Annotated in this window: 20 protein-coding genes and 2 pseudogenes; 21 read left to right on the top strand and 1 reads right to left on the bottom strand. The window is 45.1% G+C overall.

The window, feature by feature from the left end:
- Positions 1 to 84 precede the first annotated feature (84 nt).
- The gene (locus NSA57_RS05035; protein ID WP_173752156.1) at positions 85 to 570 is read right to left on the bottom strand and encodes a hypothetical protein; all 486 of its coding nucleotides are present in this window, start codon (positions 568 to 570) and stop codon (positions 85 to 87) included.
- Positions 571 to 1,596: 1,026 nt separating this feature from the next.
- Between NSA57_RS05035 and NSA57_RS05030 the strand changes: the two genes are divergently transcribed.
- The 21 genes and pseudogenes from NSA57_RS05030 (at position 1,597) to NSA57_RS04940 (ending at position 22,382) form a co-directional block, all read left to right on the top strand.
- Positions 1,597 to 2,241: a ClpP family protease gene (locus NSA57_RS05030; protein ID WP_306814044.1), complete on the top strand. Its 645-nt coding sequence runs from the start codon at positions 1,597 to 1,599 to the stop codon at positions 2,239 to 2,241.
- A 141-nt stretch (positions 2,242 to 2,382) separates the two neighbouring features.
- Complete coding sequence (nuoE, locus tag NSA57_RS05025) at positions 2,383 to 2,895, top strand: NADH-quinone oxidoreductase subunit NuoE (protein WP_022067677.1); 513 nt, start codon at positions 2,383 to 2,385, stop codon at positions 2,893 to 2,895.
- A gap of 11 nt (positions 2,896 to 2,906) precedes the next feature.
- Complete coding sequence (locus NSA57_RS05020) at positions 2,907 to 4,661, top strand: NADH-ubiquinone oxidoreductase-F iron-sulfur binding region domain-containing protein (RefSeq protein WP_138270284.1); 1,755 nt, start codon at positions 2,907 to 2,909, stop codon at positions 4,659 to 4,661.
- Between the two features lie 6 nt (positions 4,662 to 4,667).
- A pseudogene (locus tag NSA57_RS19920) lies at positions 4,668 to 5,195 on the top strand (2Fe-2S iron-sulfur cluster-binding protein); the annotation flags it as partial.
- A 60-nt stretch (positions 5,196 to 5,255) separates the two neighbouring features.
- Positions 5,256 to 5,468 (top strand): annotated as a pseudogene (locus tag NSA57_RS19915) (FAD-dependent oxidoreductase); the annotation flags it as partial.
- The gene (locus tag NSA57_RS05015; protein WP_390428637.1) at positions 5,442 to 8,177 is read left to right on the top strand and encodes a molybdopterin-dependent oxidoreductase; all 2,736 of its coding nucleotides are present in this window, start codon (positions 5,442 to 5,444) and stop codon (positions 8,175 to 8,177) included. The pseudogene NSA57_RS19915 and the gene NSA57_RS05015, both read left to right, overlap by 27 nt.
- A 363-nt stretch (positions 8,178 to 8,540) precedes the next feature.
- Complete coding sequence (locus NSA57_RS05010; RefSeq protein WP_147598940.1) at positions 8,541 to 9,419, top strand: undecaprenyl-diphosphate phosphatase; 879 nt, start codon at positions 8,541 to 8,543, stop codon at positions 9,417 to 9,419.
- An 86-nt stretch (positions 9,420 to 9,505) separates the two neighbouring features.
- On the top strand, positions 9,506 to 12,259 hold the full coding sequence (locus tag NSA57_RS05005; RefSeq protein WP_257464194.1) for a DNA translocase FtsK: 2,754 nt from the start codon (positions 9,506 to 9,508) through the stop codon (positions 12,257 to 12,259).
- A 20-nt stretch (positions 12,260 to 12,279) separates the two neighbouring features.
- Positions 12,280 to 12,579 carry a Dabb family protein gene (locus tag NSA57_RS05000; RefSeq protein WP_022067682.1) on the top strand — a complete coding sequence of 100 codons (300 nt, stop codon included), beginning with the start codon at positions 12,280 to 12,282 and terminating at the stop codon, positions 12,577 to 12,579.
- Positions 12,579 to 13,058, top strand: a complete 480-nt coding sequence (gene rlmH, locus NSA57_RS04995; RefSeq protein ID WP_022067683.1) for a 23S rRNA (pseudouridine(1915)-N(3))-methyltransferase RlmH — start codon at positions 12,579 to 12,581, stop codon at positions 13,056 to 13,058. The genes NSA57_RS05000 and rlmH overlap by 1 nt, the downstream gene beginning before the upstream one ends.
- Before the next feature lie 28 nt (positions 13,059 to 13,086).
- Complete coding sequence (locus NSA57_RS04990) at positions 13,087 to 13,413, top strand: cupin domain-containing protein (protein ID WP_022067684.1); 327 nt, start codon at positions 13,087 to 13,089, stop codon at positions 13,411 to 13,413.
- Between the two features lie 118 nt (positions 13,414 to 13,531).
- Positions 13,532 to 14,086, top strand: coding sequence for a DUF2284 domain-containing protein (locus NSA57_RS04985; RefSeq protein WP_147598943.1), 555 nt, complete (start codon positions 13,532 to 13,534; stop codon positions 14,084 to 14,086).
- Between the two features lie 84 nt (positions 14,087 to 14,170).
- Positions 14,171 to 14,455, top strand: coding sequence for a YabP/YqfC family sporulation protein (locus NSA57_RS04980; RefSeq protein ID WP_022067686.1), 285 nt, complete (start codon positions 14,171 to 14,173; stop codon positions 14,453 to 14,455).
- 9 nt (positions 14,456 to 14,464) lie between these two features.
- The gene (locus NSA57_RS04975) at positions 14,465 to 15,691 is read left to right on the top strand and encodes a sporulation protein YqfD (RefSeq protein ID WP_257464192.1); all 1,227 of its coding nucleotides are present in this window, start codon (positions 14,465 to 14,467) and stop codon (positions 15,689 to 15,691) included.
- Positions 15,684 to 16,697, top strand: coding sequence for a PhoH family protein (locus NSA57_RS04970; protein ID WP_173752150.1), 1,014 nt, complete (start codon positions 15,684 to 15,686; stop codon positions 16,695 to 16,697). Before NSA57_RS04975 ends, NSA57_RS04970 begins: the two co-directional genes overlap by 8 nt.
- Positions 16,694 to 17,188 (top strand): rRNA maturation RNase YbeY, encoded by a 495-nt coding sequence (gene ybeY, locus NSA57_RS04965; protein ID WP_147598946.1) that lies wholly within the window; start codon positions 16,694 to 16,696, stop codon positions 17,186 to 17,188. Before NSA57_RS04970 ends, ybeY begins: the two co-directional genes overlap by 4 nt.
- Positions 17,189 to 17,213: 25 nt before the next feature.
- Positions 17,214 to 18,068: a glutamate 5-kinase gene (gene proB, locus NSA57_RS04960; RefSeq protein ID WP_022067690.1), complete on the top strand. Its 855-nt coding sequence runs from the start codon at positions 17,214 to 17,216 to the stop codon at positions 18,066 to 18,068.
- Positions 18,069 to 18,166: 98 nt separating this feature from the next.
- Positions 18,167 to 18,388: a DUF896 domain-containing protein gene (locus NSA57_RS04955; protein WP_147598947.1), complete on the top strand. Its 222-nt coding sequence runs from the start codon at positions 18,167 to 18,169 to the stop codon at positions 18,386 to 18,388.
- Positions 18,366 to 18,917: a 5-formyltetrahydrofolate cyclo-ligase gene (locus tag NSA57_RS04950; RefSeq protein ID WP_173752148.1), complete on the top strand. Its 552-nt coding sequence runs from the start codon at positions 18,366 to 18,368 to the stop codon at positions 18,915 to 18,917. The genes NSA57_RS04955 and NSA57_RS04950 overlap by 23 nt, the downstream gene beginning before the upstream one ends.
- A 19-nt stretch (positions 18,918 to 18,936) precedes the next feature.
- Positions 18,937 to 20,187, top strand: a complete 1,251-nt coding sequence (locus tag NSA57_RS04945; protein WP_257464191.1) for a glutamate-5-semialdehyde dehydrogenase — start codon at positions 18,937 to 18,939, stop codon at positions 20,185 to 20,187.
- A 14-nt stretch (positions 20,188 to 20,201) separates the two neighbouring features.
- Positions 20,202 to 22,382 (top strand): hypothetical protein, encoded by a 2,181-nt coding sequence (locus tag NSA57_RS04940; RefSeq protein WP_257464190.1) that lies wholly within the window; start codon positions 20,202 to 20,204, stop codon positions 22,380 to 22,382.
- Positions 22,383 to 22,414 lie beyond the last annotated feature (32 nt).

Below are 22,414 nucleotides of genomic sequence, written 5' to 3'. Positions count from 1 at the left end.
TGTGAGTGGACATATGGATTTATACAGATGCAAATGGACCGCCTGATAACTCAGTAGGCTTTACACCCTTTCGGCGATTGTGTTTTATGCTATTTTAGTCTTAATCTCTGCAATTTCTTTTTGCATGTCATTGTACATTTTCAGAAGCAGCGAAGTATTATCTGTTTCCAACTTATCAATTTTGTAAAACTGTTTCAGTTCTTCCAGATTTTTCTGTACTTTTTCCAAATCTCCTTCAAGATGTGCCTGTACTCTGTCCAGCTCATTAAGAATCATATTTTCTGATCGGGATAGTTTCTCATCCATGACAGAAAGAATCTTCCGTTCGGAAGCAGCGATCTTCTTGTCTACGCTAGAAATAACATTCCGTTCGGAAGCAGCGATCTTCTTGTCTACGCTAGAAATAACATTCCGTTCAGAAGCAGCGATCTTTTTATCCACGGTAGAAATGACATTCTGCTCAGAAGCAGCAATCTTTTTATCCACGCTGTTAAGAATATTCTGTTCTGATTCTTTTACAACTTCCTGCATTAAATTTTGAAGAAGCTCCAAGTCTTTCTGGTCTAACATATTGCATCATCCTTCCTGTTTACATACATCCATTCAGTAGGGTCATTATACCACCTTAAGAGTGTAAAGTCTATTGAATTATCATGGTACAGATACATAAATCAAGTGAAAAAATAAAAGATGATAAATTACTTTCGATAGCCATAAGGACGTTCTGACTATGCGTTACCATACAACTGGTCAGGTTCTGCTGAAGCTGAAAACAGAAACATACATATTGGTCTGACTGCATTACAGATAAAAATATCAGGTAACATCCATTTCCCTGCAGAAGGCAGCGCTGAACTATGTATGATCCGGCATCAATAAAGAAATATATAATAAGAAAATATTGAATTTTGTACAATAAAATTCGGAATATATGGACATAAAAAGAAATACTAAACTCTATATGCGCATTCCACAAAGACAAATTAGTTCGTGTGCTTTTTCGAATATGATCATTTATAACAAAGAATAAAAATTCATGTTTTACACATAATAGTTTCATGAATGATGGTTTTTCAGGGGTGTTGCCGGGAAAGAAGCAGATTTAAGATGGGATTGCAAAGCTAAAACAGAATCAGGTAATAAACGAACTGGTGAAATATAGTTCGCCTGAGCAGAGGGGCATTTCTGTAAATGAATAGACGGGCGGAGATGATCACAGTTAATACTGCAGCATCAAAAACTAAATTTATTGTACCATGAAACTGTGGAAGTGTGAATTGTTTTTTATATTATTTGTGCCGCCGGATAAAAGGCGGCGGAATGGAGGATTGCATGTCCGAAAAAGGAAAACGGCAGCAAATGAATTATGATCAGAAGGTTCTGTCAGAGTATGAGGGAAAAGAGAATGGATACGCAGAGGAAAAATTTCTGAACCAGGAGAATATAAAAGAAGAACAGCATCCAATGGAAAAAATGATTTCCGGAGCAGATGAGAATGGGAAATCACAGAAAAACGCAGAGACAAAACCAGAGGATACTGGATATGAGCAGGAAAAACTGGAAAATCAGGACAGAAAAAATGAGCAGATAAAGGAAATGGGACAGGTGACTCTGGATAGAAATCCACGAAAACATCATGTGGAGCTTCTTACGATTATCGGTGAGGTGGAAGGCCATGAGTCAGCGCCTTCTCAGAGTAAAACCACCAAATATGAGCATGTACTTCCAAAGCTGGCTCTGGTGGAGGATGATGAAGATGTGGACGGCCTTTTGATTCTTTTAAATACGGTAGGCGGCGATGTGGAAGCAGGGCTTGCCATTGCGGAGATGATCGCATCTTTAAGTATTCCTACCGTTTCTCTTGTTCTTGGAGGCGGTCATTCCATTGGTGTTCCCATGGCCGTATCGGCCGACTATTCCTTTGTTGTGCCAAGCGCTACCATGGTGATTCATCCGGTGCGTTCCAGTGGGATGTTTATCGGTGTTGCACAGACCTATCGGAATATGGAAAAAATTCAGGACCGGATCACGGGATTTATTGCTTCTCATTCCCACATTTCTCAGAAGCGCTTGGAAGAGCTAATGCTGGATACCACACAGCTGGTAAAAGATGTGGGAACCATGCTGGAAGGCAGGGAGGCTGTAAAAGAAGGACTGATCGATGAAGTGGGAGGAATGAAAGAGGCTCTTGCCAAACTGTATGAACTAATTGACCTTCAGAAAGCTGAGAAAAAAATGTAATTTCATGAAAAAGTTAGTCACATTATTAACAATTTATGAAAAATCATGCACTTTTTCCTTTGACTGTCCCTCCTTTTGTGATATAATGCTAGAGAATAAGTAGTGATGTTTAAAATAATTTCTACAGGAGGGACAAATCATATGAGCAATACGTGTGGATGTCAGAACAGCGGAAACGCGGATTTCGCTGAGTTGGCTCCGGTGCTTGAAAAATATGCAAAGGTGCCGGGAAGCCTGATCACCATTCTTCAGCAGACCCAGGATATCTACGGGTATCTTTCTATGGATGCGATCAATTATATCGCAGAAAGAACAGGGATCATGCCTGCTAAAATTTACGGTGTGGCTACATTCTATGCACAGTTCCGTTTACAGCCGATCGGAAAGTATCTGATCATGCTCTGTAAAGGTACAGCCTGTCATGTAAATGGTTCTGACATGATCGAGGAAGCTGTCTGTGAACATCTTGGAATCAAGGACGGAGAGACAACCGAAGATGGTCTGTTTACATTAAATAACGTAGCCTGTCTTGGCTGCTGTTCTCTTGCGCCGGTTATGATGGTAAAATCAGCAGACGGTGAGGAAACATTCGGAAACCTGACAAAATCTTCTGTTAAGAAGATTCTTGACGATTATAAAGCAAAGAACGCATAGGAGGTAGAAATATGAAAGTTGTTGTAGGACAAGGCAGCTGTGGTATTGCTACCGGAGCTAAGAAGACCTCTGATGAGTTCCAGCGTATCGTAGCAGAAAAAAATCTTACAAATGTTGTTATTGATAAAACAGGATGTATCGGTACCTGCTATCTGGAGCCTATCGTTGATGTGTATAATGACGAAGGCGCTCTGGAAGCAAGATATGTCAAATGTACTACAGATAAAGTAGAAAAAATCGTAGAGGAGCATCTGATTGGCGGAAAGCCGGTAGAGGAATACGTGATTCCGGCAGAGGATGAGGCGTTCCTTTCCCAGCAGCAGAGAATCGTTCTCCGCAACTGCGGTCAGATCAATCCGGAAAAAATTGATGAGTACATAGCGGTAGGCGGCTATGAAGCTGCACGCAAAGTTATCACTTCCATGACTCCGGATGAAGTTATTGAGGAAATCAAGGTTTCCGGACTTCGCGGACGCGGCGGCGCCGGTTTCCCTACATGGTTTAAATGGAATGCGATCAAATCCAATAAAGGCGCGCAGAAATATATGGTATGTAATGCAGACGAGGGTGACCCGGGTGCATTCATGGACCGTTCCGTTCTGGAAGGCGATCCTCACTCCCTGCTGGAAGGTATGATCATCGGCGGTTTTGCTGCAGGCGCTACAGAGGGTATCATTTACTGTCGTGCTGAGTATCCACTGGCAATCGCACGTCTTGAGATCGCCATGGCACAGGCAAGAGAAAAGGGTTATCTGGGCAAAAATCTGTTTGGAACAGGCTTTGATTTTGATATCCGTATCAAAGCAGGCGCAGGCGCATTTGTATGCGGTGAGGAGACTGCTCTTATTGCTTCTCTTGAAGGTGAGAGAGGTATGCCAAGACTGAAACCTCCGTTCCCGGCTGCAAAGGGATACTGGAAGCTTCCGACCAACATCAATAACGTAGAAACCTATGCAAACGTTGCATGGATCATTGCCAATGGCGGACAGGCCTTTGCTGACAGAGGTGCTGAAAAATCCAAGGGCTCCAAGGTATTTGCTCTTGCAGGAAAAATCAAGAAGGGCGGTCTTGTTGAGGTTCCTATGGGAATGACCCTGAAAGAAGTTATTTACAACATCGGCGGCGGAATCAAAAACGACAAAGAATTCAAGGCTGTTCAGATGGGCGGTCCTTCCGGCGGATGTATTCCTGCAGATCTTATTGATACTCCTGTTACTTATGAAGATATCAATAAGACAGGCGCTATCGTTGGTTCCGGCGGTATGATCGTAATGGACGAGGATACCTGTATGGTAGATATGGCACGTTTCTTCCTTGACTTTACCAAGAAAGAATCCTGTGGTAAATGTAACTACTGCCGTATCGGTACCAAGAGAATGCTTGAGATTCTTGAGAGAATCACAAAGGGCGAAGGAAAAGACGGAGATATCGAGCTTCTGGAAGAGCTTGCAGGAAAGATCAAGGACGGCGCTATGTGCGGACTTGGACAGACTGCTCCGAACCCGGTACTCACCACTCTGAAATATTTCCGCAATGAATATGAGGATCATATTTACAATCATAAATGTACTGCAAAATCCTGTAAGGCTCTTATTCACTACGAGATTACAGAGGACTGCAAGGGCTGTACAGCCTGTGCAAGACACTGCCCGGTTGGCGCCATCAGCGGCGAGAAAAAACAGCAGCATAAGATTGATCCTGCTGTATGTATCAAGTGCGGCAAGTGTGAGGAATCCTGTAAATTTGGCGCAGTAAAGAGAGTTTAATAGGAGGTGCAGACTGTGAATAAATATAGATTAAATATCGACGGAAAAGAAGTCTATGGACTTCCCGGCCAGACCATTCTCGATGTCTGCAAAGAGAACGATATTTTCATTCCTACTCTTTGCTATGATGAGAGAACAGAAATTTACGGCGCATGCGGACTTTGTATGGTAGAGATGGAAGGCAATCCGAAACTCTGGAAGGCCTGTGCAACCGAGATCGCACCGGATATGATCATCCATACCAATACACCGCGTGTTATTGAATCAAGAAAAACAAACCTGGAGCTTCTTCTTTCCAACCATAAGGGTGACTGCCGTCCGCCATGTATGCTTGCATGTCCTGCAGGTACAGACTGTCAGGGCTATGTAGGTCTGATCGCAAACGGACAGTATGAAGAGGCCATCAAACTGATCAGAGAAAACATTCCGCTTCCGGGATCTATCGGTCGTGTCTGTCCTCATCCGTGTGAGACAGCATGCCGCCGCGGTATGGTAGACGAGCCTATCGCTATTGCAAACCTTAAGAGATTTGCAGCAGATACTGACGAGTTCGGTGAAGATCCGTTTGTTCCGGAGTGCGAGCCGGACACAGGAAAGAACGTTGCTGTGATCGGCGGCGGTCCTTACGGACTTTCCATGGCATATTTCCTCCGTCAGCTTGGTCATGATGTGACGATCTACGAGGCAATGCCAAAGCTTGGCGGTATGCTCCGCTATGGTATTCCGGAATACCGTCTTCCGAAAGAAGTTCTGGATGAGGAAATCGCTGTTCTTGAAAAAATGGGCGTAACCATGGTTACAAATACAAAGATCGGCGAGGACATCTCTTTTGAAGCGATCCGCAGAGATTTTGATGCTGTATGCGTTGGTATCGGTGCATGGGTATCTACCGGTGTCCGCTGCAAGGGCGAGGATGCCGAGGGTGTAATCGGCGGTATTGATTTCCTCAGAAAAGTTGTCCGCAATGAAGATATTGACCTTGGCAAAAACGTTGCCATTGTAGGCGGCGGTAATACCGCTATGGATGCCTGCCGTACAGCAGTACGTCTTGGCGCTGACAAGGTTTATAATATTTACAGAAGAACAAAAGATGAGATGCCTGCAGATATGATCGAGATCGAGGAAGCAGAGGAAGAGGGAGTAATCTTCCTGAACCTGACCAATCCTCTTGAGATCATTTCTGATGAAAACGGACACTGCCGTCAGATGGTTCTTCAGGTTATGGAACTTGGTGAGCCGGATGCATCCGGACGTCGCGCTCCGGTTCCGGTAGAAGGAAAAACAGAGACGATTGATGTGGACACTGTAATCCTTGCAATCGGCCAGAGAGTAAATGCAGAAGGAATGAACGGGGTTGAGCTTACCAGAAAGGGCGGCCTTGTTTATGATAAAGATACATACATGACAGCACTTCCGGGCGTATTCGCAGGCGGTGACTGCGGTAATGACAAGATTTCCATCGCAGTTGAATCCATTGGCGATGCCAAGAAGAGCTATCTGATCGTAGATGCTTATCTTCGCGGAGAAGAGATCAAATACGAGCCAAACTATTATGTAACCAAAAAGGACGTAACACCGGCTACTTTTGAAGACCGTGAGAGAATGTGCCGTCCGACTATGGAGCAGCTGAATGCAGAAGAAAGAAAAGACAACTTTACAGAGGTAGTCTTCGGATACGACGAGGAGCAGGCTGTTGAGGAAGCTCATCGTTGTCTGGAGTGCGGATGTAAAGATTACTTTGAGTGTAAGCTGATCTCCTATGCAAATATGTACGATGTGGATCCGGACCGTCTGGCAGGAGACATCAATGAAGTGGAATTCCACGATGAGCATCCGTTCATTTTAAGGGATCCGAATAAATGTATCCTCTGCGGTCTCTGTGTTCGTGCCTGCGATGAGGTTATGGGAGTAGGCGCTCTTGGCCTTGTGAAACGTGGATTTGACACAGTTGTTATGCCGGCTCTTGAACAGCCGCTTTCTGAGACAGGATGTATTTCCTGCGGCCAGTGTGTAAGTGTCTGCCCTACAGGCGCTCTTCAGGAAAATCTTACTCTTGAAAAATCTGTTCCGCTTGACACTGAGGCTACCGATACTACCTGCGCTTACTGTTCAGTAGGTTGCTCCATGCATCTTGAAACCTATGGAGACATGCTGGTAAAAGCTGTTCCGGACAGAGAAGGCGCTGTCAATAAAGGACTTCTCTGCGGAAGAGGAAAGTTCGGCTTTGACTGTTCTGTTATGGACGGCAAACTTCTTGAGCCAATGGCAAGAAAGGACGGAGAGCTTACAGAGGTTGATTATCATGAAGCATTTATGCTGACTGCAAAGAAAGCAGAATCTCTTGCCGCAAAATACGGAAGAAACGCAGTTGCTGTAGCAGTTTCTGACAGATATACAAACGAAGAAGCATATGTGATCAAGAAGTTCGCAGATTCTATCGGAGCTAAGACTCTTTGCTTCAACAACAGAGAGAACGGTCTTGAAAAGGTTCTGGGCGTAAACGCTTCTCCGAACACCATCAACGAGGTTCTTTCTGCAGATGTGATCCTGTGCGCAGGCTTTATTGCAAAAGAAAATCAGGTGATCCGTCTGAAACTGAAACAGGCAGCAAAGAACGGAGCAAAGGTTATCCTTGTAAATCCGGAAGGATATGCACAGGATCATATGAGCTTTGCTTATAAAACTGTTGAGACAGACAACAGCCTTGGTTTCTTCAAGGGTGTTGCAAAGGCTCTTCTTGATATGGGCAAGGGCACAGGTGCAGAAGGCTTTGATACATTCAAGGCATCTGTAGAAGGTGTTGCTGTATCTGAAGAAGCAAAAGAGATCGCTGAGCTTTATGCAAATGCAAAGAAAGCAATGATCGTATTCCAGCAGAACGTAGTAACTACTGAGGCTGCTGCGCTTCTTGGTGACATCGCAGTTGTTTCCGGTCATATCGGAAAAGCCCGCGACGGTATCCTTATGCTGAAAGCAAAGAACAACAGCCAGGGTCTTGTTGATCTTGGAATCACTGCAGGGGCAGAGGCTATGGAAGGTGTAAAAGCCCTTCTGGTATTCGGTGAGGATCCGGCTCCGGAGCTTCTGAAAGAGCTTGTATTCCTGATGGTATGCGATACTCACATGACAGAGGCTGCCAAACTTGCAGACGTTGTGATCCCGGGAACAGGATTTGCGTCTACCTATGGTACTTTCACCAATACTGAGCGCAGACTTCAGGTTGTTGAACAGGCCATTGAGGAAGATGTGGTATTCTCCAACTGGGAGGTTGCTGCAGAGCTGGCTCATGTATATGAGGTTGAAATGCCGTTTGATGATGTAGAGGATATTTCTGATGAGATGAACGATAAGCTTCCGGTTTACCGTTATGCAGAAATGGGCGAGATTTATGGCGGAGTTCTTGCATGTGAAAATGCAAAACTTGCAGCTGTGGAAGATGCTGCATTTGTAGCACCGCTTCGCTCCACAGATCATCTGATGAACATGATCGATGAGAGACTGCCTCACACAAACTGATTTTAAAATAATAATAGCCTGTATAAAAGCGGAAACGCAATGTTCAGGCTGAGATGATTCGGGGAACTGTCACGGCTGTATGCTGTGGCAGTTTTCCTTTTTTTGTTTACCGGGAATATAGTACAGTCTGTACGGATTTTTCAGGGAAATAAAAAAGTTCCGCGGGGATGCGTCCGGCAGCAGCAACTGTATTCGCTCACATGTTCGATTTTTTGCCGGGGATATCTTGTAACTTTTTCAGAACTGTGATATACTGATACAGCAAAAGCCGGGAAAACACTTTGAATTTTTGGCTTTTACATGGAATAAAACGGCAGCTTTCATGCCATTTGAAGAAAACAGACGAAAGAAAAGGTTAAAAATATGACAGTTTTATATGTGATCCTGCTTGCAGTTGTGCAGGGAATACTGGAGTTTCTTCCTGTAAGCAGTTTTGGACATCTGTGCATTCTTCAGAACATTCTGGGGATGGAGCACGAAACGGGTGTTCTTCTGGAAGCAATGCTTCATTTTGGTACGCTGGCAGCAGTGATACTTACTTTCTGGAAGGATATTTCAAGACTTCTGCTGGAGTCTCTGGACATGCTGATGGATACAATCGGAAATCTGTCTCTTTATATCCATAATAAAAGAACAGGAGACAGACTTCGATATGCAAAAATCGTAAGCAGTACTTATAAGAAATTTGCGCTCCTGCTTCTTGTTTCTATGATACCGACTGCACTTCTGGGTTACACAGCCAGAAGGCTTGTTGTGCTTGCGGCTTCTTCACAGCTGCTGCCGGGAGCGGGAATCCTGATCACAGGAATCGTTCTTCTTGTGGTGGATCTTGGCAGAATGGGCGGAAAAAAAGCTGCAAGAGACGCCGGATTCGGAAATGCCATGTGGATTGGTATTTGTCAGGGACTGTCTGTATTTCCCGGACTTTCCAGAAGCGGACTGACGATCAGCGCAGGTCTGATGAGTGGATTTACACAGAGTTTTGCAGTGAAATATTCTTATATTCTGTCAGTGCCGGCTATTATCGGAGCCCTGGCTGTGGAGCTGGGACAGTTTAGCGCGCCTGCAATGACCGTTGGCCTGGGATTTACCTTTGTACTGGGAATGCTCATCTCTGCAGTTGTGGGGTATTTTACCATCCGTGTACTGCTCAGACTTGTGAACAGGGGCAGATTCCGTTATTTTGCATATTACTGTTTTATTGTGGGCTTTGCTGCTCTTATCGGTAATTATGTGTTATAAAAAAACAAAAGGGTATCAGAACTTATAACGGGTTCTGATACCGGTAGTAATAAAAGCAATAGAAGTAGTAGGAGGGAAGCCTGGATATGGCAGCATCAAAGAACCAGAAAGGCAAAAGAGGAACCACAGGAAAAACAGCAAAGAGTACCGCATCAAGAAGAAAAACCACTGCTAAAAAGCACAATGTTACAAGTGGATTCCAGACAGAAATCATTCTGCTGATCATTCTGGCTGCTTCTATGATCCTGGTTATCAGTAATTTTGGACTGGGCGGCGCTGTAGGCGACCAGATCAGCGCGGTCTGCTTTGGGATTATGGGACTTCTGGCTTATGTATTTCCCGTACTGCTTTTTGTGGGTGCTGCCTTTTTGATGTCCAACAGAAAAAATCCTCTCGCGTACAAAAAAACACTGGCAGCCCTTGTGTTTTTTCTTTTTCTGTGTGGCTTTGTACAGCTTTTAACAGAGGGATATCTTCCGGGTACGGGATTTATGGATTATTATAAACGCAGTTCAGAGCTTCATACGGGAGGCGGTGTGATCGGAGGCGCGATCTGCATGTCCTCTACGTCTGCTTTTGGAATTGTAGGCGGATATATTATCATTGTACTTGTGCTTCTTATTACAATGATCCTGATTACTCAGAGATCCTTTTTTGATTTTATTTTTAAAATCTGGGACAGCATTGTAAGCCTTGTAAAGGGCGGACATGAACGCTATATGGAAGGGCAGCCGGAGCGGGATCTGAAAAAAGAGATCCGGGATCAGGAACGCAGACAGAAGAGGGAAAACCGTCAGGCAGAAAGAATACGCAGGCTGGAGGAAACGTTAGAGGCAGAAAAACAGGCTGCCCAGGCTCTGGAACAGGAAAACAGTGAGGCGGCTGCGGCCCTTAATGCCAGACAGGAACAGAAAGAGGCTTCTTCTCACGGCTTTCTGGAAGGAACAAAACTGACTCCTCCAAAAAAGAAAAAAACAAAAGAAACATCAGAGACTGCTGCTCAGGCCGCTGAGGAGGATTTTGAAGTCCGGACTTCAGCAGCCGGTCAGGGACAGCTGGAATTCAGTATACATCGGGCAGATTCTTCCAGTGAGGCTGCTGATGACCACACTGATATTAATATAGAGATGGAACACTCGCCTTCAGATTCTTTGGATTTTGATGAAATCCAGGCTTATGAGGACGAGAGTAAAGAAATTTCAGATTCTTTTGAGGATTTCAGGAAAGAGGAACAGCAAAATACAGAAGCATCTGTTCAGTCCGCAGCATCGGAAGTCTCTCAGCCTCATAAGAATCCAAAATCGTCCAAAACAGAAATAGAAAATGGAATCCGAAATATCCAGAAGGAGATTACCAGTAAGGATGCAGAAGTAAAAAAAGAATATCATTATCCTCCTCTGAAGCTTCTGAAAAGAGGAAACGGAAAGGGCAAAGGCGATTCCGATGCCCATCTTCGCCAGACTGCCCAGAAGCTTCAGGATACTCTGCATAATTTTGGTGTAAATGTTACTGTGACAAACGCAAGCTGCGGTCCCACAGTAACCAGATATGAGCTTCAGCCGGAAATGGGAGTGAAGGTCAGCAGAATCGTAGGTCTTGCTGATGATATCAAGCTGAACCTGGCAACTCCGGATATCCGTATTGAGGCGCCGATTCCCGGAAAGGCAGCTGTGGGAATCGAGGTTCCCAATAAAGAAAATCAGGCAGTTATGCTCCGGGAGATTTTGCAGTCCCAGGAGTTTCAGGGTGCAAAATCAAAGCTTTCCTTTGCCGTAGGCAAGGATATTGCCGGAAAGCCTGTTGTTACAGATATTGCCAAAATGCCGCACCTTCTGATCGCAGGAGCGACAGGCTCCGGTAAGTCTGTATGTATCAATACTCTGATCGTGAGTATACTTTACAAAGCAAAACCGGAAGAGGTCAAGCTGATCATGATCGATCCCAAGGTGGTTGAATTAAGCGTGTACAACGGAATCCCTCATCTTCTGATCCCGGTAGTCACTGATCCCAAAAAGGCGGCAGGCGCACTGAACTGGGCAGTAACAGAGATGATGAACCGCTACAACACTTTTGCGGAATTTAATGTGCGAAATCTTCAGGAGTACAATAAAAAAGTAGATGGAATGAGGATCCCCGAGGGAGAAACCCCGCCGGAGCGTATGCCTCAGATCATTATTATCGTGGATGAGCTTGCGGATCTGATGATGGTGGCTCCGGGAGAAGTGGAGGATGCGATCTGCCGTCTGGCCCAGCTTGCCCGGGCTGCGGGAATCCATCTGATCATAGCCACACAGCGGCCGTCTGTAAATGTTATCACAGGTCTTATTAAGGCAAATATGCCCTCCAGAATTGCTTTTTCTGTTTCCTCAGGCGTGGATTCCAGAACAATTCTGGATATGAACGGCGCAGAAAAGCTTCTTGGAAAAGGAGATATGCTTTTTTATCCTCAGGGATATCAGAAGCCTGCCAGACTGCAGGGCGCTTTTGTTTCAGACGAAGAAGTCAGCAGCATCGTGGACTTTCTTGCAGATAAAAATCCCGCGGCGCAGTACAATCCGCAGATTGAACAGCAGGTAAATACTGCCAGTCTGTCCGGAGGAGGATCCGGAGCAGAGGAAAGGGATGTATATTTTGAGGAAGCCGGCAAGTTTATTATTGATAAGGAAAAAGCTTCCATTGGAATGCTTCAGCGTATGTTTAAAATCGGATTTAACAGAGCTGCCAGAATCATGGATCAGCTTTGTGATGCCGGAGTTGTAGGACCGGAGGAAGGCACAAAGCCCCGGAAGGTTCTGATGTCCATGGAGGAATTCCAGAATTTTATTGAAGAAAGCCTGTAAAGGAAAGAAAGGAGAAAAACATGGTAAAGCACATTGTAATGTGGTCATTTCAGGAAACTTTAGATGACAAACAGAAAAAAGAAGCGGCAGTACGGATCAAAGAAGGGCTGGAACGTCTGACGGGAATCGTCCCGGGGCTGATATCTGTTAAGGTAGTCACAGATGCTCTTCCTGCCAGCACACATGAAATCGGACTTTTCTGTGAACTGGAATCCCAGGAGGCTCTTGACGGTTATCAGGTTCACCCGGAACATCAGAAAATGGTTTCTTTTATCAGGACAGTTACCTGCAACCGTATCTGTCTTGACTATGAAGTATAATGGAGATCCGGATTTTATCTGTGGGCAAGATCAAAGAAAAATATCTTACCGCAGGGATACAGGAATATGCAAAACGTCTGAGCAGATACTGTAAGCTTACCTTCTGTCAGGTGGCTGATGAAAAGACTCCGGACAAGGCTTCTGAGGCTTTAAACGAACAGATCAAAAAAACAGAAGGCGAGCGCATCATGAAAAATATCCGGGACCAGGATTACGTGATCGCTCTTGCCCTTGACGGAAAAATGCTGGACTCTGTAGAACTTTCTGAAAAAATCGGTCAATTGGGAATTGAAGGAAAAAGCTCGGTTGCTTTTGTGATCGGAGGCTCTCTTGGACTAAGTGAACAGGTACTAAAAAGAGCAGATTTCCGGCTGAGCTTTTCCAGAATGACATTTCCTCATCAGCTGATGCAGATGATACTTCTGGAACAGATATACAGAGGATTCCGTATTCTGAACAATGAACCTTATCATAAATAAAAAAGTTTTTGCCAGGGAGGATTCTTTTATGGAAATTCAGCGTATTGAAAACATGTGCGGAGGAAACGGGCATGTTTTTCTTAAGCCGATCCTTAATGAAAAACAATTAAATGGAAAATGTGGTCTTTATGCAGAGGTGACTCTGGAACCGGGCTGTTCCCTGGGATATCATGAACATCACGGAGAAAGCGAAACCTATTACATTCTTTCCGGAAAAGGAATTTACAGCGATAACGGAGAACTTCGTATGGTAGAAGCAGGAGACATGACCTTTACTCCGGACGGCAAAGGCCATGCGCTGACAAATGCCGGTGAAGAAAACCTTGTATTTATGGCGCTGATCATTTTGAATTAGTATAACGAATACTAACTTTCTGCTATACCAGGGTTACCGCAATTCTACCGGTTTTTGACAATGGGCGGTTTGTTTGATCGGATTATGATACAGGCAGTACAGAAGGAAGGATAAGCTTATGATAAAACAGTTGGATATGGGAAAATTTGAGGAATATATTTCTCAGTTTCCGGTGTATGAGTACCGTATTCTTGACACAAAGGGAATTCAGGTAAGGGAAAGGGTCCGCACGATCTGCAGTCAGGAATGTGAACGTTTTGGCACTACCTGGGCCTGCCCTCCGGCTGTAGGTTCACTGGAGCAGTGCCGGGACAGGATCAGCAGATATCCCCAGGCAGTGTTTTTTTCCAGTGTGGCGGAAGTGTCGGATCTTATGAATATGGAGGAAATGCTTTCCACCAGACACCAGCACGAAAAAATCACAGAAGAAATCGCCTCATTTCTCCGGGAACAGGGGTTTTCCGTTTTTACCCTGTCCACAGAATCCTGTGATATCTGTCAGGAGTGTACATTCCCCCAGGGAAAACCCTGCAGGCATCCGGAAAAAATGCATCCCTGTCTGGAAAGCCATGGAGTAGTGGCTGCGGAAATTGTAGAAGAACAGCAAATGGAATACAATCTGGGCGGCAATACAATATTATGGTTTTCCATGGTATTGTTCCGTCAGGAATAAAGATAAAGCCTTCGGCATAAATTACGATAAAAGCCGAAGGTTTTTCTGTTTTTATGTGGGCGGGAATCAGAGGAGGTCGATGCTTTGTTTTTTCAGCAAAAAAGAAAACAGCTCAGGGAAGGCTGTCTGACTGCTCTTGAGGTTCCCAGAGATCTTGCCTGCAGAGAGACTGTTGTTACACTGACAGGATGCAGCCAGGCTGTTATTGAAAATTACCGCAGTATTCTGAAGCTGACAGAGGAGGAAATCATTGTAAGCACTTTTTCGGGAAAACTGACAATCATGGGAAAAAATCTGGAAATTCCCTGGTATACCATGGAAGAGATGACAGTTACAGGAAAAATCTCCCGGATCATTCCGGAACGGTAGGAGGAAGCTATGGAAAAAATCCTTTGTTTTCTGAACGGATATGTGGAAGTTCTTATCTGTGGCGGACAGACAGAACGTTTTTTTAATCTCTGCATGGCAAGAGGAATTGTCGTCCGGAATCTGAGACAAAATAAGGATAAGAGCTTTACCTGTATTTTTTCCGTCAACCATTTTTTTCTGCTGGGACCAATACGGAGAAAAACAAAGGCGAGAATTCATATTCTGGAAAAACAGGGGCTTCCTTTCTGGGTGGAAAAAGGCGTAAAAAGAAAAGCTTTTTTTCTGGGATTTTTTTTGTGCGGAATGCTTCTTCTTATGCTTTCCGGACGTATCTGGAATATCCATATTGAAGGAAACAGGGCGAACAGCACACCGGAAATCCTGAAGTTTCTGGAGGATCAGGGTGTTTCCCATGGTATGAAAAAAAAATCTTTAAACTGCAGCGCCATTGCAGCTTCCATCCGGGAAGAATATCCTCAGACAGCCTGGGTTTCCGCAAGAACAGAAGGAACACGACTGGTTATTACAGTAAAAGAAGGGGATTTTCAGAATAAAAAGAAAAAAGAAAAAGTAGAACCCTGCAATCTGACAGCCACAGAATCCGGAACCGTGGTAAAGATCATTACTAGGGCCGGAGTTCCCCGGATCAGACCAGGGGAAAACTGTAAAACAGGAGACGTTCTGGTTTCCGGCTGTCTTGAATTAAAAAATGACAGTCAGGAAGTGACGCGCTATGAATATGTCCATGCAGATGCAGATATTTACATAAAAAGGAAGCTGTCCTATTATGCTGAGCTTCCATTGGAGTATGAAGCAGAAATACGGGAAAATATTCAGGAAACTGGAGGCTTTTTAAAGATTGGGAAGCTATACTTGGAATGGGGAGCAGAGCATAAAAAGGGCTGGCATACTCTGACAGAAGAGCTTCCGATGAAGCTCACTGAGAATTTTAGGCTTCCTGTTTCCACAGGCCGTATTACTATGAACCGATACCAGAAGAAAAAGATAATACGTACAGAAAAGGAGGCAAAGACAGAGGCTTTTTGTATTCTTCAGGATTATGAAGAAAAATTAATGGAAAAGGGGGTTCAAATATCTGCAAATAATGTTAAAATAGATGTGGATCACAGAACCTGTATCAGCAGAGGAAATCTGGAGATCATTGAAAAAATCGGAAAGAAAACTCCGGTGGAAATACTGGAGCAACCAAAAGAAAGGACAACAGAGAATGGCTAACAGTATTATCGAGCTGCATCTGGAAATTCCGGCTGATCTGGAAGGGAATGTATTCGGGCAGTTCGACGAACATCTGAAACTGATCGAAAGAACATTGAATGTCACTCTGATATCAAGAGACGGCATTCTGAAAATACTTGGAACTGAGGGAAGCGCTTCCCAGGCGAAAAAACTGATCGGCGAACTGGCAGTTCTGGCGCAGAGAGGAAATACCATCACAAAACAGAACGTCAGCTATGCCCTGGCTCTTGCCATGGAGCAGCGAAATGAGGTTCTTACAGAAATCGATAAAGATTTTATCTGCAATACCATACAGGGACGTCCCATTAAACCCAAAACTTTGGGACAGAAGGAATATGTGGAGCAGATCCGTAAAAAAATGATTGTTTTCGGAGTAGGACCTGCGGGTACAGGAAAAACCTATCTTGCAATGGCAATGGCAGTCACTGCTTTCAGAAACGAAGAGGTAAGCCGCATCATTCTGACCCGTCCTGCTATTGAGGCAGGGGAAAAACTGGGATTTCTGCCCGGAGATCTTCAGAGCAAGGTAGATCCATATCTTCGTCCTCTTTATGATGCTCTTTACCAGATCATGGGAGCAGACAGCTTTGCAAAAAATATGGAGAGAGGACTGATAGAGGTTGCACCTCTGGCCTATATGAGAGGACGTACCCTTGACAATGCCTTTATTATTCTTGACGAGGCGCAGAATACCACGCCTGCACAGATGAAAATGTTTCTGACCCGTATCGGTTTTGGCTCAAAGGTTATTATCACCGGAGATGCTTCTCAGAAGGATCTTCCCAGAGATGCGGTTTCCGGTCTGGATGTTGCCATGAAGGTGCTGAAAAAAATAGAGGATATCGGCTTCTGCCAGCTTACCAGCAAGGATGTTGTGCGCCACCCTCTTGTTCAGCAGATTGTACAGGCATACGACGAATATGAGAAAAAACAGAAGCCGGCGAAGCCCCGTACAGCCCGCCGCAGTCAGGAGAAAAAATCATGACGATTCAGATAGATTATGAAACAGAAAAAAAACTGGACATTGATTATACGCAGCTTGCCAACCGCGTGGCACATAAGATTCTGGAAACCGAGCAGTGCCCCTATGAGGCCAGCGTGAATCTTGTGATCACGGATAACGAGGAGATCAAGGAGGTAAATGCCCAGTTCAGAAATATCAATGCGCCCACAGACGTACTTTCATTTCCTATGATCCCGTTTCCGTCTCCTGCAGACTATTCCATTATTGAGGATCAGGATGAATACTTTGACCTGGATACAGACGAGCTTCTGCTGGGAGATGTTATGATCTCTGTGGACAGGGTATATGCTCAGGCTGAGGAATACGGACACAGTACAGAAAGAGAGTTCAGCTTCCTTTTTGCGCACAGTATGCTTCATCTTCTGGGATATGATCACATGGAACCGGAAGAGGCGGCTGTTATGGAAAAGAAACAGTCAGAGGCTCTGGCAGCCCTTGGAATCAACAGATAAAACAGATTTGGAGAGACAGACAACAATGAATTACCGGGAATTATTAAAAGATAAAAAACGTGTTGTGATCAAGGTAGGCTCTTCTTCCCTGATCCACAAAGAAACAGGCAGACTTGATCTTCGCAAGCTGGAGGTGCTTGTCCGTGAGATTAGTGATCTTCACAATCAGGGAAAAGACGTGGTACTTGTAACTTCAGGCGCCGTTGCCGTGGGCTCTGCTGCCCTTGGCCTCAATGAGCGCCCCAGAGAGCTGAAGGTAAAACAGGCATGCTCCGCAGTGGGACAGGCAAGGCTTATGATGATCTATCAGAAGCTTTTTGCCGAATATAATCAGATGGCAGCTCAGATCCTTATGACAAAAAATACCATGGTCAACAATCTGAACCGCATGCATGCCCGAAATACCTTTGAGGAGCTTCTGACACTGAATACCATTCCTGTGGTCAATGAAAACGACTCTATTTCAAGCTTTGAGCTGGAAGCGCTGGATTCCTTTGGCGATAACGATACGCTTTCCGCAGTTATCGCAGCTCTGATCGGCGCAGACCTTCTGATCCTGCTTTCAGATATTGACGGGCTGTTTACAGACGATCCGAATACCAATCCGGATGCAAAGTTTATCGACACCGTAGAAAAGCTGGATGAAAAGCTGAAAAGCATGGGAAAAGGCCCGGGAAGTAAGGTGGGAACAGGCGGAATGGCAACAAAGCTTACGGCTGCAGAGATCGCCACGGCTGCAGGAGCGGATATGGTGATCGCCAACGGCGGAGATTTCCATGTGATACACAAGGTTATGGAAGGCCGTAATTACGGAACCTTATTTGTTGGAAACCAGAAAGAGGAATTTTATCTCATTGATTATATAGAAAAACTGCTGTAACAGATGCAGGCAGCTATTCTGCCGAAGCTTTGATATATAACATAGAGACCCTGGAGATGGTCTATAAACACTACTACAATATCATACGAGGGAAAAATATGGATAACATAAAAATCGACCGCATCAATACACTTGCCCATAAAGCCAAAAGTGTGGGTCTTACAGAAGAAGAAAAGAAGGAAAGAGACGCTCTCCGCAAAGAATATATTGCGACCATCCGCATGAATTTAAGGAGTCAGCTTGACAATATCAGCATTAAAGAAGAAGATGGAAGTATTACGAATTTAGGTGAAAAATATGGAAGAAAAGAAAGCCATTAGAAAACAGATTTTTGCAGAGAGAAAAGCGTGTTCTGATAAAGAAATACAGGAATGGAGCAAAGAGATCACAAAAAATATCACTGCTCTTCCGGAATATCAGACAGCGGACAGAATCCTTGTTTATGCAGATTACAATCATGAAGTAATGACAGGCTTTCTCATTGAAAAAGCCTGGGCAGACGGAAAAGAAATCGCTGTGCCAAAGGTACAGGGGCTTGATATGATTTTTTATAAACTGACAGATTTTGCGCAGCTGGAGCCGGGATACTATGGGATCCCGGAGCCGGTGTCCGGAGAAATCGTACAGTGGGAGGACGCCCTGATGATCATGCCAGGCGTTGCCTTTGACAGACAGAATCACAGAGTAGGCTATGGCGGAGGATTTTATGACCGCTATCTGGAAAAACATCCTCGGGTAAAACGTGTGGCAGCAGCCTTTGAATTTCAGCTTCTCCCACAGGTCCCTACAGAGCCTACAGATATTTCACCGGAGATCGTTGTAACGGAAAAACAGTGCATAAGAGGCTAAAATTCAGGGAGGTCAGATTATGAAAGAAATGCTTGTTCAGCTTGGAAAGCGTGCAAAAGATGCAGAAGCTGCTCTCCGCACCATTTCCACAGATAAAAAAAATCAGGTGCTTGCCGCTGTGGCAGATCACCTGGTAAAAAATTCAGAGGCTCTTTTAAAGGCCAATGAGGAAGATGTAAAAAACGGAAAGGCAAATCATATGCCGGAAGGACTGGTGGACAGACTCCTTCTTACCAGAGAAAGAATTGAAGGAATGGCGGACGGACTTCGCCAGCTTGTAGATCTGGAAGATCCTGTCGGGGAAGTTACGGGAATGAAAAAACGTCCCAACGGACTTCTGATAGGACAGAAAAGAGTACCCCTTGGAGTTATCGGAATTATTTATGAGGCGCGTCCCAACGTAACTGCAGATGCCTTCGGGCTCTGCTTTAAAACAGGAAATGTGGTGATCCTGAAAGGAGGAAGCGATGCCATTCATTCCAATCAGGCAATTGTGGCATGTATCCGTGAAACCTTGAAAGAGCAGGGAATTACAGAAGATGCCATTCAGCTGATCGAGGATACCTCCAGAGAAACCGCCGGGGAATTTATGAAAATGAATGAATATGTGGATGTGCTGATCCCACGGGGCGGAAAAGGGCTGATCAGGGCAGTGGTAAATCAGAGTACCATTCCGGTTATTGAGACAGGTACCGGAAACTGCCATATTTATGTAGATGAAACGGCTGATCCGGAAATGGCGGCAGACATTATCATGAATGCCAAGACTCAGAGGGTAGGCGTATGCAATGCCTGCGAATCCCTTCTTGTTCATGACAGTATGAAAGAAGTCCTTCTTCCTGTACTGGCAGAAAGACTCCGCGAAAAGCATGTGGAAATGCGCGCAGACCAGGAAGCTCTTTCTCTGATGCCCGGAGCAGTTCCGGCTGATGAAGAGGACTGGGGAACGGAATATCTGGATTACATACTGTCCATTAAAATAGTGTATTCTGTAGAGGAAGCCATTGCGCATATTAATCGTTACAACACAGGTCATTCAGAAGCTATTATTACAAACAATTATATGCATGCACAGAAATTCCTGGATGAGGTAGACGCTGCTGCAGTTTACGTCAATGCTTCCACCAGATTTACAGACGGATGTGAATTCGGATATGGAGCAGAAATCGGCATCAGTACCCAGAAGCTTCACGCCAGAGGGCCTATGGGACTTCTTGCTCTGACAACGACCAAGTACATTATTTACGGAAATGGGCAGATACGTCCGTAAGATAGGAGGACATAATGAGAAAAAAACAGTTATTTGCAATTCTTTTGGCTGGAGCCATGACTGCCGGAACCGTTCCTTCCGCTGCTCTGGCAGCAGAAAATGATATCCCTGCAGCTTCATCTGAAGTAACTGAGGGAGAGAATTCCGGCGAGATTCCTCAGGAAGAAGGAGGAGAGCCAACACCGGAAGCAGAGCCTACACAGACGCCTGAAACAACACCGGAAGCGCCTACCGAGACTCCTGCAGAACCCACAGAAACACCCACAGTTCCGGAGACACCGGCAGAGCCTACACAGGTTCCGGAAACAGAGACAACACCGGAGGCAGTTCCTTCAGAAGCCCCGGAAACTCTGGAAAATGAGCCAACAGGAATTTCCATTACTACCATAGATGAAAATAATCAGGAAACGGTAACCTATTATAAGACACTTCAGGAGGCGGTCGATGCTGCTCCCACCATAGAAAGCGGCGCTCAGGAATCCACTGTGATCGAGATCACAGACAGCCTTGCATTGTCAGGAACCATTTCTGTTTCCGGCAAAAAGGTCAGCATTGTGGCTGCTTCTCAGGGAATCACCATTCGCAGAGAGCAGAAGGAAGACGGAACAGTATTTAACGGAACAATGTTCACCGTTGCCGGACAGGGCAGCGAGCTTCAGTTTTCTGTAAAAGACGGTTCTGATCTTACTGTAGACGGAAGCAACGGAAAAGGTGAGGAAGAACCTTCCGAGGGAAGCCTGGCAGATGTCAGCGATTCCGGCGCTTTCGGCATTTCAGCAGGTGTCACTCTGACAGGAAATAACACCACTGCAAAAGGCGGCGCTGTTTCCAATAGCGGGGGAAGTCTTGTACTGAAAGGCGGCACGATTACCGGAAATACCGGAGCCATGGGAGCTGTCTACAGCAATACGGATATTGCCGTACAGGGCACAGTTGCCATAAAGGAGAATACCGGGGCAAACCTTTATCTGGATCAGGATGCATCAGTGGTTGTGACAGATGTGCTGACAGGTTCCTCCATCTCTCTGACAGCCGCAGCTCCGGCAGATAAAAAAACTGTGGCAAGAGCAGGGAAAAAGGCAGATGGCACAGATGTTACTTCCGAAGAGTTTAAGGCAGCGGCAGAGCAGCTGGCTTATGATACAGAGGATTATTCCGTTGTGCTGGGCGAGGATGGATTAAGCGCAGTGCTGAAGGTAAACGCATCTGCTACCGTGACACCAAGTCCCACACCTACAGCTTCTCCGTCATTTTTAACTTATCAGAGCAAATCTCTGAAATGGATGGATCATAATACAGTAACTGCAAAAATGTCTACAACAAAGGACTGCAAATGGTATTATTATTTTGTAGATGCAGGAAGTGATACAAATACTATCAAAAAACTGTATGATTCCAGTAAGGCAAAAACTCCGGCAAAAGCAAATACAACCTTTACCGTAAAGGCAGAAAAGGTTCCGGAAAAGGATTCCTGGCTTGTAGTTGCGGCAAAACCGGATAACGGCTCCGCCCAGTTAAGAGTGCTGAAACTTAACAGCAGCAGCCGGCCGGCTTCTCCGACTGTTTCACCAACTGTAACCACCCGCGCGCCGCGTAAGTATGAAGTGACAGAAAGTAAGGTGACAGGTCTGGAAAATCCGCTGCAGTTCTATCCAAGGAAATTCTATGATTTCCAGGTAGTAGGCGCAGGACAGAACGACACTGATCCGGTTTCCGGCGATGAGAGATGGATTCCGCTGTACTGGTCCATGTCTGTAAACGGAACAAAAAACAAGTCATGGAGAATCGGTTCTCAGGAAAAAGGAATCCGGGAGGCGGCTACCTATCCTCTGTACATCTTTTTCCAGAAACAGACTTATAATGGTACGGAATGGACAGATACAGATGTAATTGAATACATGAAAACTTCCTTTAGTTCAGCAGAAATTTCTGATGCCGAATGGAAAGATTATATTGACAATTATAATAAGGAACATCCGGACGACGGTCTGAACTATGACGGAACAAGCGGAGGCTCTGTTGCAGATATTAAGGCGACAGAGGCGGCTTCAGAAAAGGATTCCGATTCTACGTCCAAGTCAGCCGTATCCACAGCAGATGAATCTCCGATTGGAACCATGTCCGTTCTGGCAGCTTTCTCTCTGCTGGCGGGAGGCTATGTGCTTGTAAGAAAACGTAAAAAAGAAGATATCTGATAGAACTTCTGAGCATATCTGACAGAATTTGC

The organism is Blautia caecimuris, from assembly GCF_024622975.1.
In the GTDB taxonomy this organism is placed as follows: Bacteria; Bacillota; Clostridia; order Lachnospirales; family Lachnospiraceae; genus Blautia_A; species Blautia_A caecimuris.
Note: the sequence above shows the minus strand (reverse complement) of the source record. Positions and strands in the feature narration are given on the sequence as shown.

What these genes read in the sequence shown, in the direction of transcription:
- NSA57_RS05035 (WP_173752156.1), bottom strand. Translation starts at nt 570, where the DNA reads ATGTTAGACCAGAAAGACTTGGAGCTTCTTCAAAATTTAATGCAGGAA.
- NSA57_RS05030 (WP_306814044.1), top strand. Translation starts at nt 1,597, where the DNA reads ATGGGACAGGTGACTCTGGATAGAAATCCACGAAAACATCATGTGGAG.
- nuoE (WP_022067677.1), top strand. Translation starts at nt 2,383, where the DNA reads ATGAGCAATACGTGTGGATGTCAGAACAGCGGAAACGCGGATTTCGCT.
- NSA57_RS05020 (WP_138270284.1), top strand. Translation starts at nt 2,907, where the DNA reads ATGAAAGTTGTTGTAGGACAAGGCAGCTGTGGTATTGCTACCGGAGCT.
- NSA57_RS05015 (WP_390428637.1), top strand. Translation starts at nt 5,442, where the DNA reads ATGGGCGTAACCATGGTTACAAATACAAAGATCGGCGAGGACATCTCT.
- NSA57_RS05010 (WP_147598940.1), top strand. Translation starts at nt 8,541, where the DNA reads ATGACAGTTTTATATGTGATCCTGCTTGCAGTTGTGCAGGGAATACTG.
- NSA57_RS05005 (WP_257464194.1), top strand. Translation starts at nt 9,506, where the DNA reads ATGGCAGCATCAAAGAACCAGAAAGGCAAAAGAGGAACCACAGGAAAA.
- NSA57_RS05000 (WP_022067682.1), top strand. Translation starts at nt 12,280, where the DNA reads ATGGTAAAGCACATTGTAATGTGGTCATTTCAGGAAACTTTAGATGAC.
- rlmH (WP_022067683.1), top strand. Translation starts at nt 12,579, where the DNA reads ATGGAGATCCGGATTTTATCTGTGGGCAAGATCAAAGAAAAATATCTT.
- NSA57_RS04990 (WP_022067684.1), top strand. Translation starts at nt 13,087, where the DNA reads ATGGAAATTCAGCGTATTGAAAACATGTGCGGAGGAAACGGGCATGTT.
- NSA57_RS04985 (WP_147598943.1), top strand. Translation starts at nt 13,532, where the DNA reads ATGATAAAACAGTTGGATATGGGAAAATTTGAGGAATATATTTCTCAG.
- NSA57_RS04975 (WP_257464192.1), top strand. Translation starts at nt 14,465, where the DNA reads ATGGAAAAAATCCTTTGTTTTCTGAACGGATATGTGGAAGTTCTTATC.
- NSA57_RS04970 (WP_173752150.1), top strand. Translation starts at nt 15,684, where the DNA reads ATGGCTAACAGTATTATCGAGCTGCATCTGGAAATTCCGGCTGATCTG.
- ybeY (WP_147598946.1), top strand. Translation starts at nt 16,694, where the DNA reads ATGACGATTCAGATAGATTATGAAACAGAAAAAAAACTGGACATTGAT.
- proB (WP_022067690.1), top strand. Translation starts at nt 17,214, where the DNA reads ATGAATTACCGGGAATTATTAAAAGATAAAAAACGTGTTGTGATCAAG.
- NSA57_RS04955 (WP_147598947.1), top strand. Translation starts at nt 18,167, where the DNA reads ATGGATAACATAAAAATCGACCGCATCAATACACTTGCCCATAAAGCC.
- NSA57_RS04950 (WP_173752148.1), top strand. Translation starts at nt 18,366, where the DNA reads ATGGAAGAAAAGAAAGCCATTAGAAAACAGATTTTTGCAGAGAGAAAA.
- NSA57_RS04945 (WP_257464191.1), top strand. Translation starts at nt 18,937, where the DNA reads ATGAAAGAAATGCTTGTTCAGCTTGGAAAGCGTGCAAAAGATGCAGAA.
- NSA57_RS04940 (WP_257464190.1), top strand. Translation starts at nt 20,202, where the DNA reads ATGAGAAAAAAACAGTTATTTGCAATTCTTTTGGCTGGAGCCATGACT.